The sequence below is a fragment of the Paenibacillus sp. FSL R7-0340 genome (genome assembly GCF_038002205.1).
GTDB classification, from domain to species: Bacteria; Bacillota; Bacilli; order Paenibacillales; family Paenibacillaceae; genus Paenibacillus; species Paenibacillus polymyxa_B.
In genome coordinates this window covers 1,990,361-2,005,540 of record NZ_JBBOBY010000001.1, presented here as the reverse complement: position 1 = coordinate 2,005,540, position 15,180 = coordinate 1,990,361, and the positions used below count along the sequence as shown (strand labels likewise).

At 33.5% G+C, this 15,180-nt stretch carries 11 protein-coding genes; 1 reads left to right on the top strand and 10 read right to left on the bottom strand.

The window, feature by feature from the left end; genetic code table 11:
• Nucleotides 1-79 precede the first annotated feature (79 nt).
• The 8 genes from MKX59_RS08905 to MKX59_RS08875 all read right to left on the bottom strand — a co-directional run bounded on the left by MKX59_RS08905 (nucleotide 80) and on the right by MKX59_RS08875 (nucleotide 7,132).
• Nucleotides 80-970 carry a toll/interleukin-1 receptor domain-containing protein gene (locus MKX59_RS08905; RefSeq protein WP_076264719.1) on the bottom strand — a complete coding sequence of 297 codons (891 nt, stop codon included), beginning with the start codon at nucleotides 968-970 and terminating at the stop codon, nucleotides 80-82.
• A gap of 171 nt (nucleotides 971-1,141) precedes the next feature.
• Complete coding sequence (locus tag MKX59_RS27580) at nucleotides 1,142-1,351, bottom strand: DUF6979 family protein (RefSeq protein ID WP_445669765.1); 210 nt, start codon at nucleotides 1,349-1,351, stop codon at nucleotides 1,142-1,144.
• 4 nt (nucleotides 1,352-1,355) lie between these two features.
• Nucleotides 1,356-1,538 (bottom strand): DUF6979 family protein, encoded by a 183-nt coding sequence (locus tag MKX59_RS08900; RefSeq protein WP_081391161.1) that lies wholly within the window; start codon nucleotides 1,536-1,538, stop codon nucleotides 1,356-1,358.
• Nucleotides 1,539-1,818: 280 nt separating this feature from the next.
• Nucleotides 1,819-3,201 carry a hypothetical protein gene (locus MKX59_RS08895; protein WP_076264720.1) on the bottom strand — a complete coding sequence of 461 codons (1,383 nt, stop codon included), beginning with the start codon at nucleotides 3,199-3,201 and terminating at the stop codon, nucleotides 1,819-1,821.
• Between the two features lie 237 nt (nucleotides 3,202-3,438).
• Nucleotides 3,439-3,951 (bottom strand): hypothetical protein, encoded by a 513-nt coding sequence (locus tag MKX59_RS08890; RefSeq protein ID WP_076264721.1) that lies wholly within the window; start codon nucleotides 3,949-3,951, stop codon nucleotides 3,439-3,441.
• A gap of 171 nt (nucleotides 3,952-4,122) precedes the next feature.
• A complete protein-coding gene (locus MKX59_RS08885) occupies nucleotides 4,123-4,887 on the bottom strand; it encodes a hypothetical protein (RefSeq protein WP_143757852.1) in 765 nt (254 codons plus the stop codon).
• Nucleotides 4,888-5,046: 159 nt separating this feature from the next.
• On the bottom strand, nucleotides 5,047-6,330 hold the full coding sequence (locus tag MKX59_RS08880) for a hypothetical protein (protein WP_076264723.1): 1,284 nt from the start codon (nucleotides 6,328-6,330) through the stop codon (nucleotides 5,047-5,049).
• Nucleotides 6,331-6,538: 208 nt separating this feature from the next.
• Nucleotides 6,539-7,132, bottom strand: a complete 594-nt coding sequence (locus MKX59_RS08875) for a hypothetical protein (RefSeq protein WP_076264724.1) — start codon at nucleotides 7,130-7,132, stop codon at nucleotides 6,539-6,541.
• A gap of 482 nt (nucleotides 7,133-7,614) precedes the next feature.
• On the opposite strand from MKX59_RS08875, the gene MKX59_RS08870 reads away from it, so the two are divergent.
• The gene (locus tag MKX59_RS08870; RefSeq protein WP_076264725.1) at nucleotides 7,615-8,046 is read left to right on the top strand and encodes a hypothetical protein; all 432 of its coding nucleotides are present in this window, start codon (nucleotides 7,615-7,617) and stop codon (nucleotides 8,044-8,046) included.
• Between the two features lie 429 nt (nucleotides 8,047-8,475).
• On the opposite strand, the gene MKX59_RS08865 is transcribed toward MKX59_RS08870, so the two are convergent.
• Both MKX59_RS08865 and MKX59_RS08860 read right to left on the bottom strand, forming a co-directional pair.
• Nucleotides 8,476-10,185, bottom strand: coding sequence for an NERD domain-containing protein (locus MKX59_RS08865; protein WP_076264792.1), 1,710 nt, complete (start codon nucleotides 10,183-10,185; stop codon nucleotides 8,476-8,478).
• 14 nt (nucleotides 10,186-10,199) lie between these two features.
• Entirely contained in the window at nucleotides 10,200-14,417 is a 4,218-nt protein-coding gene (locus tag MKX59_RS08860; RefSeq protein ID WP_076264726.1) for a sacsin N-terminal ATP-binding-like domain-containing protein, read from the bottom strand.
• Nucleotides 14,418-15,180 lie beyond the last annotated feature (763 nt).

The window sequence follows — 15,180 nt, the reverse complement described above, 5'->3', positions numbered from 1 at the left end:
TGGCGGACCAAGGGGCGATATCAGTCGGCCCGCAGCGTGAATATATTGTTAGCCGATGTATTTGCCTTCATTGAGTTTACTAAAGGTCATTGTCTCCCTTGTACCAATTAAACTTACTAATCATTTCTTTAGTGGCAACTAAGACTTCATCTCCCTTTGAAAAGCGTTCAGTTGCATGTTCTGCTTTGCCTGTAGGCCTACCAAATTGTTCGTTAAAATCATCCATTATCCTCCATACATATTCTTCACACGCATCAACTGAATTTCCAACATAGATATCGTAATCCTTATTTTTCAAATTATTTGGATTCCAATTATATTTATCTGTATACATATAAGCATTACTTTCTCCAACTAATTTTATAGATATGGATCTATGCTCTCTATTTGAACTTGCACTTAATGTAATGGAAAAAGGATTCGCAGTACCACCAACCCATGTTGACCAGTTATATTTTATAGCTTGGTCGACTAAAGTAGTTACTAGATCCTCAAATTCAAGTGTTTTAAATTTCTTCCAATCCACTTTTCTACTTTTTGTGAATTTTCTCCAATTGTCTTGAGTTATTGCTTCTGTTTCTTCTATTCCAAAGATAGATGCTAATTCACTAAAACCTTGCTCATAGTTATTTCTGAAATCTGCAAATCTTCGATCTGCTAAAAAATAAGGTATGTTACATTCTCTATAAAATATGGGTAGAACTAATACTTTTTTTGACTGCATTTGTTTTACCCATGCCGCTCCAAGTTCACTCTTAACCCATTCAGAATTCAGTGCTTCGGGAGAAAGTACAATTCCTAAATATTCATTCTCTTTTATCCCTTCCTCTATTTTCCAAGTAATTGAATCACCTATTTTAATCTCCCATTTATCGAACCATACATTTACACCAATTCTCTTTAAATCTCTTGCTAATTTTTCTACAAATGGTTTGTCTAAACTGGTATGACTTAAAAAAATACTAGGCATCTCTTTCATCCCTTCATGCGAATATTTCGGCTAACGTTCCTGTATTCATGACGTCCGACGAAGTCGGATGTGTCTGCTGAAATGCCTCCTCGAAATCCTTCCTACAGACCAAGACTCCGAAGGAGACGCTGCTTGAATATTATGTTAGCCGAAGTTATTGGCTTCTCCGAGTTAACCGCTCAACGCCTTATCATTCCTTCTTTCCATAAAGCAAGGACTACATCCATTTGTGAGTTGTACTACGTCCTGATCTCCAATTACTTCTTTCCATAATAATCTTTGATTTATGTCCTGATCCTTATTAATCTCACGCAATATTTTTACTGCCTTTAACCCATATTCTTTATTTTTTTTAGAATTTGTGTAAACCCCACTTGGAATACCTTCAAGTAAACCTTCTCCGATATAGTCCTAAAAAGGTATTTTTCGGACATCTCTTTTTCTGCGAAGCACTGCCTTCACCAAATATTTGTATTGTCACTTCATCCCAGGCTTTATTTGGGCTATTTTGTTTCTGTTCAATAAGATTTTTTACAGTTTTTACCGATATTTCACCATATTTCCCCATACTAATCCTTCTTTCTTTTTACAATCGCAATAGTTTCGGTTAAAGTTACTGTATTCACGAACCCGAGAGACTTAAAAGTGTGTAGCGACTGGATCCGTCAGCACTTATCCTCGTAGTCGTTGATTGCCTGATTCCACTTTCTTGCTATCTTACCTTCGGCAATCCAAGGGGGCACATGGCCCTGTAGCGAGAATACTACGTTAGATGATTTTATTGCCTTCATAAAATTACATTCAAAAAAATTGCCCCTAGAAAAGTAGGAGCAATTATAAATATAATATTATACTGAGAAAAAATACTCCTTAAATTGAGAATAATTATTCTTTGGAGCCCTGAAATCACTAAATGATTTAGAAATTGTGAAAGAGTAACGATCATCACCTTGAAACTTTAGTTTATAGTGCTTGCCATTTTCAGTAATATCGAATCCAAGTTTCTTTAATTCTTTCTTATTCTGTTTTGTAAGTCCTTTATCTGAAACCAAAATTCGTTTTATTGATTCCAAAAATACTTCTTTATTTTCGGGCTTATTATTTGATTCTAGTATTGAATTAATCATATTTTTCATTCTGTCGGAACAAGAGCCGCTATTTAGTTTTTCTTCTAATATTTCAATAATAAGTTCAAGTTGTTCATTTCTAAATAGTTCTCTTTCAGTTCCCTTATACATAAGAGTTGGTACATTTGTAAACTCAGTTTCAGTTTGAATTTCAAATTGATGATTTAGGTAATCGTTCTCTGCTTCTAAATTATCAATTCGTTCCTTTAATATGCTGATTTCACTAAGTGTATACTCCATAAAATCAGTCAATTCCGTATTATTTTTTTTGTACTCTGCTAACCTCATCCTGTATTTAATATCCTGTATGTATGACCATCTACATTCTTTTATTAATGTTCTACTACTTAATGTTTTTTGAACGAACAATCTTACTTTTAGTAGATGATCCGATTCATCATGGCTATAGTAATTGTTTCTCCCACCACCAGGCCAGTATATACCAATTGTTCCATTATACGGATTTTGACCATTTGTAATTTCTCTAATCTTCTGTGAAACACCTTCATCGGCCTCATAATAGACGTGCGCAAAACCTGATAACCATTTTCCAAGTTCTATAGGGTTAATTAAATAATCTCCTGTGAAATATTTGCTGATGAAAACAATAGGAAAACGATTCTTCTTTTCATTGTTTATTAAAGAAACTACCTCTTGATAATTTGTTAAGTCTACTTTTTTGGGCTCTTTTTGAATTATTAAACTATCGTCAAACATGGGTAATGTCTTTTCCATTAGTAGTTTAATAATATAAGGTCTAGCAGGAAGCTTAGTGTAAGTTTTAACATTGAACTCTGCCTTTGAAGTTACAATAGAGACCAAAAAACTATCACTTGTCTTATACCCAAGCACATCTGTTCTCCACTCACAATCATCATCTTTTTTTGTATGTCTTACCCCACTGTGAATACCCTTTTCTCCATCGACTCTTACAAATTCAAGTGATTCATTATGACTAGTGTACTTTAATCCATCTTTAATCGAGCTTTCATTAATTTCAAGAGATGTATGTGGGCTGTGTTTCATCCAATCTCTACAAATCAATAAGAACTCTTCAGTTGTTGTTTCTGTTGACAAAGGTAATATTGTGCTAAAACCAATCATTTTTTTACCCCTCACAATTAATATTTTAATTCATATTACATCATTTTGGTTAATTGTTCTATTCTTTAAATTTTTCAAAAGCTTTTTGCAATAATTTCGGCTAACGTTTCTGTATTCATGAACCCCAAAGGGGTTGTCTGCTGAAATGCCTCTTCGAAATCCATCTTGCAGATCAGGCTCCGTCAGGAGCCATAGCCTGAATATTATGTTAGATGAACACTATGCCTGCCAGATTTCTCAATCAAGTTCCTTATTTCTTTCTTCAAATATCCCCCGCTTAACTTCATCCTCAATCATTTGCTGCGTTATTCCTGATTTTCGATATAAAACACTTGATATTTCCATTAATCTATTATCCATTATTTTTACTCTATTAACGAAACTGTTCAATTCATCTATTAGTTCATTTCTACCTGTTTTTGTGAATGTTAGTTCTATCTTCTCCTTAAAGAAATCATGTACTATGAAGTTCCGTAATTTTAATATTGCCTCCAATTCGTCTATATCTTTATCTTTTAGTTCAAACACTTGTTTTATTTCGTTTATTAAACGTCCCATAGTAATTGAAAATTTTCTTTCGAATAATGCTTCAAAATCATCTTCAGTTGGAACTAATCCCTGAGATCGCTTAAGTAATACGATCATATTAACTAACTGATGCTCTAATACTTGAGAATAAAAAACAGCTAAACCAAAATGGGCATAGCATTCTTTACTATGTTCACTTTCTTCATACTCTTCTTCGAGCAACTTATATCACCAGCCTGCATAGATTTCATCTAACGTTCCTGTATTCATGAACCCCAAAGGGGTTGTCTGCTGAAATCCCTCTCCGAAATCCATCCGCAGACCAAGGCTCCAACGGGGCCGTTGCATGAATATTTTGTTATCCGGTGCCACTCTTCATCGAATCACTCAAGATTATATATTTTCTTGGATTGCATATTTAACTATTCCCTTTAATGCTTCATGACAGCTCTTCATTTCGTTGATAACATTTGTGATGTCACTGTCTTCTTGTGTGTGACCAACTTGATTCCTTAACCACGTGAATCTAGTTTCAAGTCGATCACTTCTTTTATAAGAACCGTCTTTTTGTTTAATTAACTTTGTTGATTGTTGTTTGTATTCTTCTTCTTCTGGCTTTGCTGTTAAAATAAATCCATCTACTTCTGGCTGATTTTCTGCTTTAATCACTAACATTAAAAGGCTGTATAAAAACATAAATTTTCCTAAGTCATCATCATGATTAAGAGCCTGACTATATAAATCATAATAAACATGATCGAACCTATCAGATTGAATAAAAGACTTTATCTCATTCAAGTGTGTAGCATTTAATTTAATTGGAACTGTAATTGACATAAGAAGATCACTTGAACCACTCTTGTATTTGGTGAAATTCTGAGAGGTGAGTTCTATTCCATAAATCTGAATCCCATTGGTGAATATTATCCCTCTTACGATTTGTCCAGTCTTTTTTTCTGCAATTCTCTTGGCAGAATCATATTCAACATTCTCATTGAATTCTATTCTGACAGTGATTGTGCCTATATTCTCCTTCCTATCAAAAGTTATAACCATACACTCAACTTCGTTTTGTGCTGCTGAGAAATCTACTTCCATTATTTCTTTACATATAGGTAGATTGGAGTACCCTGTGAATTCAATAAACCTATTCATCATTTACTCTCCTTATTCTTAAAATTAGTGGTTTCGGATAACGTTCCTGTATTCACGACCTCAGCGAATGCTGAGGTGTCCGGCTCCTGCCGGACCCAGGGCGTATGCCCGCAGCGTGAATATTATGTTACATGAAGTATCTACATCACTGAAATACTCGAGTTATTCTAAAATCTTTACTAATCTTTCAAAGCTTTCTTTAATAATGCCAAAATGTTCTTCAACATTTCTTTGATAAACCTTTTCTCTTTTTTCCTTAATATCATCAGTAAAATGAATTTCAATATTACATTTATGCTCCTCAAAGTAATCACTGGTATTAACAACAGGAAGAGGTATAAATAGATCCCCTTTTTTATCAAATATCACTCCTTTCACTTTAAACAAACTCAATAGCTGTCTTAAATTAAAATCATTAGTTAAAAAAAACGGAATGAAAAAACGACCTTCTCCCCCTCGCTTAAGAAAATACTCCATAATACGTGGGACTGAAAAATCCCAGGCTATATTTTCGATCTGGCGAAATAATTTTTCAGTCTTCATACCTTTATTAAATTTATTGAGCATATTAACGTTTTTTGAATTCATAAAATACTTGTGTGCTACAATAAATTCTCTTTCATAATAAATTCCTAGCTCATCATTGATAAACTTAAATAAATTGTCTAATTTTTTTGGAACACCTGCTTTATTTTCGAATTTATTAATCAAGATACCAATGAGTAATAGGATCATGCACTGATGAAGATTCTTAAATATACTCATCATTCCTTCAATGCTACTGGCATTAAATGTTCCATTAAAAATTTGATCGGCAAGAAGAAAAGCCTCTGTTTCAGTAATTGTATAAGAGATGATGCCTTTCTCTATATACTTTTGTTGATCAATACTTTTAAAAAGCTCTAGACTAACCAAATTCCTATACAACTTTGCTCTTTTATCTTTTCTGATAGATTCATCTTCTACCCCTTCTAATTTGAAGGAGTTTTTATAATTTTCAATCATATAAAATAAATAGTCGTAATTGTACCCTCCCCGAATAAGTACATCTATAACTTGAAATACCTCGTTATTCATTGTTGACCATTCATTATTTCTGACAAAATTATCAATGTAACTGGCATAGTTAGTATCTAACATTATTGAATAATCTACTTTGAATGTTGTATCAGCACTCCCATTCATAATCATTTCCCTGTTTAATTCATTCTCTATGAAGTACAATTTATCAGTTGAAAAATAAGGAATGAAATGGCTATTCTCAGATTCAATAAGTTTTTTTATGCCATTTGGATAACCACTTCTGTGATAATTATCTAGCGAAACGATAGCACTTGTATCATTAGAATTCCCCATAATTGCCCAAGCTTCAAACAGCTCTTTCGGCTCGGTCGCTTGAGAAAGTACATACAAACCTTCTTTAAAATTTTTACTAGTCCTAACCATAAAGGTTCCCTCCCAAACTAAAATAGGTGCCTAAATATTCTTTATAGATATTTCATGTAACGTTCTTGTATTCACGAATCCGAGGGGTTTAAGGGCGTTTGCGCCCGGGTCGTAGACTTAGCCTCGCAGGATTGTCTGTCTGAGTTCACTTCCTTGTATTAGCTACTGGCAGACCAAGGATCGTATGGCCCGCTGCTTAAATACGGTGTTATACGCCGTGTTTCTCTTCGTCGATATACCCTTCAATTGTCTCTTTAGATCTTCTAACTTTTCCACTTGTTCTATCGAATTGAATAGAGATAATATCGTCTTTAACTATATCATCTATCATTTCAACAATAATTCCATAATCTATATGATAAAGATGTTTATCTTTATCAAAATCAGAATTTATAAATACTCCAGTATACTCCATTCCATTTTCTTCATCAAACGTTGGAAAGAAAATAAAACTATGTATAAATGAATTGCACATTTGTTTAATTGTAAGTGAACTGTTTAAACAATTCATTAAATCGTAGAATTCACCGTAATCAATAAAATTTAGCAAATCTATTTTTTTCTCATTTTGTATTCTTTGATATTTTCCACACTTGTAATTTTTAGAAAGTAATTCATCACTTAACTTTCCATTTTCAACAAGTTTTCTAATAATAAAACTGCAAAGAAAATGAAACTTCTCAAGCCCCATTACAAAGTGTTCAGTATCATATTTTGAGAATTTTATTTGTTTGAGATATTTTTTGAAATTTCTCAATTCCTTAATTAATTCCGCTTTCCAAATGTGGGAGTTCCAAATCATCTCACAATCTCCTTTATTAATTCTTTAGAAACATGGCGTATAACGTTCCTGTATTCACGACTCAGCGTATGCTGGGTGTCCGGCGACTGCCGGATCAAGGACTAATGTCCGCAGCGTGAATATTATGTTAGGTGATATTCCTATTTGATAAAACAATAAATTTCACATAAAATTCTAGAAGAAATCAGACTCACTACCATACTTTCCTTCAAACTTATAATGTATTTTAAAGACTTTTTTATTGTATTTTATTATATTTTTTTGTATATTTTAACTACAATTAATTGTTTCTACTTAAGATTTCACTGTGTCTTTTTTCATTTCATCAAGTTCCACGTTACTGAGATTTTCCCTAATTCATTTCAGAACTTTTATTACCTCAGTCGCTCAATGTTTTCAAAATACATATATTATTTATAGTTATTAGTATGTTGTTGAATTTGTGAGTTTTTGAATCTTTTTGTTTACATACCGGAATTCTTGTGCGAGAAAGTGTACGGAAGCGTCTCAGCAAAAGGCCGTCTCTTGCCGCCACGGGCGTTCTATACACCTTTTTCCGTCAGATTAACCTTCCTGATAACACGCTCAAACGCTGGTTTTACACTGATACAACTTTGCCTTCGAATTGGATCTCAAAGCGTGTTGGCGACGAAGACATTGCGCGCGAAGGCTGCATCTACGGGATCTGTATCCTTGATCTGAACACTCGTCAGGTACTCGGCCTTTGCGAAGGACGAAAAGAATCCGATATTCTCGGATTTTTACAACGCACGGTGCCAAAAGCCTGTGTTATGGCAGCGTCTACGATGAGCAAAGCGATTCACGTGTTGAGCCTGTATCATCGAATCCCGTTACACAAATTCGATGATACAGCGATGAAAAACGACAGTCTTGAGCTGCAGCGTGCACAGTGAGCCTTTTCGCATTCGCTACGACTGCTGAGCGTCTATCCAGCGCGACTCACAAACGAAGTATGGCAGGAAGTGCGCGAGCATCTGCAAGTCGACAAAATGCTGAAAATTCAACATTAGGTGCTGTAGCATTTTCTATATGTCCTGAAAGTGTAACGTTTACGGTGGCGTAAAAGCGATTTGAAGCCTCGATGAAGCGGTTTGCTTTTCAACACGGTAAGTCGTTTGTCCAAAATACTTAAAGCGCGGAAAGAAGACATTTCGGCTGCTGCTCGTGGAATCTAATGGCCTCTTGGAAGTAATGCGACAGTCAAGCTGCTGAATCGCCGAGCTTATAGCTATCGGAACATAGCTCATTTCATGCAACGAATTCAGTTTGAAAACGGCTCGATTTTGGTCAAGAACAACCCATAGAGAAAAATCTATTTATCACTAATTTTGCAAATACAAACAGGTCTGTTCGTTTCCAACTATTATTAATATTGACTTTGCCCTACTTAATCCTACATATAGTTGCTCTCTTTGTTCTTTAAGAATAATAGAATCTAATCCCCATAAAAAAACGACGTCAGACTCTAATCCCTTAAATTTATTTACCGTTGTTACTACTATCGTACTCTTATTCCTTTGCTCAATATCCGTATACTGATAACCTTTAGGAAGTAGGCTTGTTTTCAGGGTATCAAAATACTCCTTTTGATGTAGGGCATCGACAATTAGCACCGTAATTTGGTTGGGTTCTATCTGTTCATCCAAAATTAATTTTTGAATTTTAGAATGTATTTTCACCGCTTGCTTCTTAGAATTTTGGGTAATTATATACTCTATATCTTCGCCATTAATATTGGAATGGTCAATTGGGTCACCTTTGTAATGTCTATATGATATCTCGTGTACTTGCACTGTATTTCTACAGTTTTTTAAAAGGGGGAAAGTTTCATCTTCAGATACTGGAAATGTACTCACCCTAGAATATAAGTTTTGATTATCATCATAAAAAATATAAAATGGAGTTTTGTTTTCATCAGCTAGCAATAACTCAAGCGGTGCCCAATATTCTTCTCTAAAATCTTGGCCTTCATCACATACTATTGCGTCGTATCTTTCAGTAATATAATCTAATGAGAATAAAGCAGCACAAGGAAGTTGTACATCATAGAGATCTTCACCAGGATAAGTCTTCTGGGCATCCAACAATATATCATTACCTTTTACCGAACTCGCCTCTTTAATTTTTGAGTAACATAGCTGATGAAAACTCATAACAGTAAGCCCGTCAATTCCATTGCATACTGCTGCCAAATAATCAGCGAGCGGCCGGTTATAACAAGTTAATAAAGTAGAGAAACCTTCTTTAGCTAACCGCTTTGCTTTTTCAACTGCTAGAATAGTCTTTCCAGTCCCAGCACCACCACTAACTACTACACGACGTCTTTTTCTAAGTGTGTCCAGCACTCTAGTTTGTTCCTTTGTAAGAGTTATTCTAATTTCTTCCTCGTTTCTTAAATTCAAAGAAATTAGCGGCTGAACAGTAAAGGATTTAGAAAATATCTTCCCAAAAATATCTATCCCTTTTTGTCCAAAAAAATTGGAGCTAGATGAATCTTTGTCAATCCAATAATCAAAACAATCATCAACCCAGATTTTAATTGAAAGCAAATCATTGTTTGTTCCAATAAGATTTCCAGGTAAATCTAAGCGACTTATAGAACTTGCATCAGTTATATCCGGAAAAAATACTGCATGCCCACATGGAATCCTACTCTCCTTAAATAAGTCCTTTAGTTCAGTTTCCAACAGTTTTGCCCTAATGGAGTATTTTGCATTCTTCGCTTGTTGAATTGGATTTTTAATTAAATGCTCCCGTCCATAGCGGTCTCTTGAGTACCACTGATCAGCACCAGCATTAAAAGAAATCCCCCCACCTTTTACTTCAATACACAAGTACCCATAATGAGGGTGAATAATTATAAAATCAGTTTCCCCGTCACGCGCCTCATCACTTTCACGTTTCAGAATCCATGCTACTTGGGAGAAGACTGAATAACTATTAGGAAGTCCCTCCTTCAGTGCTCTGTACACCTGAACCTCACCATGAGAATTGAAATAAGAAAGTTGTTCATCAGTCAAGTCTGGTATCATATTAGCCACTTTATCTAATCCTCCAAAATATCCATTTGAGTAATATTAAAAGGAATTCTTTTTTCGCCATTTTCGAAATTTACAATTAAAAACTTTATTCTCCCTTTATTTACCTCTTCCTTTATCGTTCCCGTACCAAAAATGTGATGATTAATTCTTACACCAGCAACAAACTTATCTACAAGTTTGGTTTTCTCTGCAATAGCCCTCCACCCATAGTCAAATACGTAAGATGTAATTTTACTGTAAGGATTCTGAATCGGATTAATTTGTATATGTTCTTTATCTTCAACAAATTCAACGACATATAGCCACAGCTGATCTCCGTTTTCTTTCGCAAACTTCATTTGCTCATTTGAAAGCAACACTCCATAATTGTTCCATTCACCTATAAATCCAAAAACAATAATATATCGATTGGTTCCCTCTATATCACCATTAGGAGAAATGATGTGGTAAATTCCACCTATATCAGAAGCTTGTACTGGTTTACGTCCTTCTGTTGTCTCATAATTAATCGCAGCATTTATTGCTGAGATTTGGTATTGTAACTCCCATTCATTCTTATTTACTTGTGAAGATGTCTCATTTCCCTCACTTGTTACATAAGAAATTAAACGTTTCCTATGATTTGTTGAACTAAAATTATAAGTAGATAGAGTGCTTCTAGACGAATAATAGTTATTCTCCGCTTCTCTTAATTCATTATTCTCCTTTATTAGGTCACTTTGAAGTTCATCATTGTGATTATTTCCATAGTAGTAATTTTGCTTTCTCGTGTTTTGATTTTTATTTACTGAAGATGGTAGATTATCATCAACATCAGATTGGTTTATATATTCTAAAAGACTATCCTCTTCCATTCCAGAATCAGGATATTCATTTTCATATTTTTCAAATTCTGAATCTCTTTGATCACTGGATACTTCCAATTCAATAGGATCAATATTAATAACTGAATATCCTATAGATGTAAACCACTTTTCTGTGTCAATGTCGTTGAGCTGTAATATAAGATGGATCTCTCTATCATTTCCTCTCATTTCAAACAGAGAACTCAGAGAGTTACTTAGATTATAAAGTGTCAAAGGATTAGTTAAAGAACCTGCATAATAAACCGAATTTGATTCAGCATGATACCAGGAATCAATAGTTTGATTGTATATTTCTGTCCCTGCTCTATTGATCAGTAGTAAAGATAACGATTCAGCCCTTTTAAAATTTGCATCTTTGATTGTCCTTGTTAGGTTATATAAAATTTCTAAAGGATCTTCTGCGTTAATATTAGCAATAAGCATAGCTAAGTACTTTGACTTTTGAAGTAGTTTTTTCTTAAGTTTTTCATCACTTTCTTCACCCGTGGTATCAAGTTGAAGGTCCTCGTTTTTTATTACAGGTATATCGAAATAATCAAATAATATTTGGTTATCTTTTTTTGTTCCCGATATTTTTATAAAGAACTTAGAATTACTGGGAGGCATTATCCCCTTAACATCAAAAAAATGAAGTTCAGAAGCAAATTGAAATGAATCATCTGTTGCCAACAACTTTAAATATTTAATCTTAAGATTATTCTCGTTTACCGGTTTATTATTAATTATTTGTTGATATATCGAATCGACTTTCTTTAGTGTAAGACTGCTTACTGGGTTACCTTCTAACTTCTCAAGCAGACATAAACAATCCTGGGTGGTAACCCTAGTTTTAATCGCGAGAAATTCCTCTTGTTCTTTATTTAAAGAGATATCTCTATGCACAACGGGATAAAAGTCACCGACGATTTTTATTAAACTTCTGGAATATAAGTCTATTGATTTATAACATTGTCCATCATCACTCGGTATAGAGGGATTGTTTTTTACGTAATACTGAATATATGAACTTTTATCTAAGCTGGCATCTCCGAAATATGTGTAATATTTTGAACTCAAGGATTTGGAATAAAGCTCATTCCAGTGGTTGCCAAAAATTATTTTCCATAACTTAATAGAAAACCTTAGATTATTTGTGTACTCCATATACTGGACATACACGAAATTTTTCAATCCATGTTGTCCTCTGTAAATATAAGTTTTTGTCTGCTGCGGATAAAAGTCTCCATTATCTATAAAGTTGAGATATGATTGAACTGAGGGATACTTCCTCACCAGATTTTGCCTTTCGATGCTTTCTTCAATAGAGATTTTTATCTTCTGTTGCACACCTATTTTTAAAAACAATTTCTTAAAACTATACAGCTCTGATTCCTCTTGGATATACTGAGGAGATACATAATCCCCCTCAGTAAAGAAATTCTCAAGGCTCAACTCTGGTTTATAATAATCAGAAAAGTAGCATTTATTGGGAAGTTGTAAACTTACCTTAGTTGTTAGTAACTTCAGATTGGACAACTTTTTATAATCATTGTCATTAAGAATTCCTTTATCAAAGACTTTAACAACAAATCTTCCTATAAACAAAGCATTTGATATATTAATTAAATCAGAGTCAATCATTTGAAAGATCGATTTTCTTAAAATATCTATCTCAGAGGGTTCACTGATCCCTAATAATGTAAGCCACATAACAAGCTTATCATCTTTTTTTATATTTTCGAAAACCTGAACATTCAGACATCTCATAGAGACAACATCAGAGATTCCCATTTCCCCTTCAGGTAATGGGTAATATAAATTTTCTGGCGGACTCAATTGTTGGACCTCATCTAGCAAAAATGGAACTGTTTTCAAATATGTTGACCATCCAGACTTGCTATCTTTTTGATGCAAAAATTTAATCAATCTTATATTATATTGTACATCTGAGTTAAGCATTTTTTTAAATGTTTCTGTTGCAAATAATCCACACAGCTCTTTCTTGTCAATTATTTCAGCACCTAAGTCTGCTAATATCCTCTGATTCTTAATTTTACAATTAGCTACATTAAATTTTTCACTATATTGACTTAAAATTAATCCAGTTCCAAACTCCTCACTAAATCCAGTATTGTCTATAATACAACCGCTTATTTTTGAGTAAACATTCTCATAATCCTGAACCGGAATAAAAGGTATTTCAGCAATTGCACTATCGAGACCTTCATTATAACTTTTACTTGTTAAAGAACCGAATGAAGAAAACTTACCTCTTATTAGTCTCGTAAATTGATATTTATACTTAAAATCTCGAACTAATTCAGCTAACCACTTGATTTTGCAAATAGCTATCTGCTTAAATATAAATCCATTCCAGTCATTTTCAAGAATTCTCGTTCTTTCTGCATTTGTTATGAAGTCTCCATTTATTAAAAAGTTAAAGTTATGCTGGACCTTTGTCGGTAAGTAACAATAAAGTTGAGCTTCAGATATTTCCTCTATATCACCATTCTCAGCAACGGAAGCAGCAAATGAAATCTTAATATTTGTTGCTTCTTTTAATTTATCTGGATAGGTTGCTTTATCGAGGTTTTTTATTTTCTCTTTTAAATCTATATCCACTGGAACAATAAATTCTTTGTATAACCAGCGACTTTTTCTCAATCCATTGACAGATATAGATTTAAGGCCATCATCGCCTTGTTCACGTGTTAATCGCAATTCCTGTGCACTACCATCAATAAATGTCAATACAGAAATATGCCGCAAAAATAACATAATCCTAGAGTCACTAAAAACCTCTATTATTTCTCTTTTGATTTGTTCCCGGTTGTTGATAGGAACTATTGTGATCACATTCAATCTGTTAATCTCGTTTCGAACTTCTTTATCTAAATCAATTTCTTCAAACCAAATAGGAATTATCTGCCAGGGATAATTTTGGGCATTTCTCCACTTCTCATGATTTTTATCAAATTTGAAGGTGAAATTTTTCGAAAGAATATATACTAAATCGCAAGTATTGAAAATAGATTTAAAACCTATTCCTTTATATCCTGTTTTTTCAATATCTTTCGTTTTTCCACTATCTCCACTACCTAAGTCAGATATTCCTTTAACGTCTTCCTTTGTAAAATGCTTACCTGTATGACTGAAAATTAAGTATTTTTCTAGCAATCTTATTTCGACCTTAATATTGGCTACTCCTGATTGTACAGGAGCATCATCTGCATTTTGAATTAGTTCAAAAATAAATCTATTCGAGTCTTCAAATACAGTCTTAGTAATCATATCCAATGCATTGGCTAACGTTTTAGAATTAGTATCATTTTTCGTCTTTTCAATGTATAGATCTTCTATAAACTTTTTTTCATCCATGTTGTTTACTCCCATATTTATTAATAATATATCTCTATGTATTGAGATATTGTTATAGTTTCAAATCTATTCAGTTCTTCATAAGGCCTCTTTCGAAATTCGATTATATTAAGCTTTTTGTCCACTAAATATATTTTTCTAAGTAACTTAGATGTTGATTTTTTTGATTATACGATTCTGCTTGTAATTCTTGAATGATTAATTTCATATTAAACCATTTTCAAATAGTAATTTCGCCTAACGTTCCCTTATTTACGAACCCTATGAGGCAAAGTGGCAGCGCCAGCTATCGGGTGGCTATGCCACTTCGCCTCGTAGGGTTGTCTGCCTGACTTTGCTACTCTGAAATTACTTCTGGCAGACCAAGATCCGCAAGGATCACCGCGTAAATAAACTGTTAGATGATGCTGGCGACATCTTGAAATACCTGCTAAATTCTTGTTTACATAAACTCTATTTCCTATAAATAAAATGATCTAAGAAATAAAAGCGACTTACTCTTTGCCATGAAAAATAATAATCATTGTTTAGATATATCGTCTTATTATGACCATTTCTAGCGCTGTAAGTTAAGACAGTATTAGCTTCATACTTTGTATTATGTCGAAAATCAAAATCCTTAGTACCATTTGAATATGATTTTTGATTAACATAATGAGTATTGTCTGTACCTATCAAAAAATATCCGATTTTAAAATCTCTGGACAACTGAGCATACTCTTTTAAATTCTTCAGATCGCAAAAGACATCAAAACGGTTATGG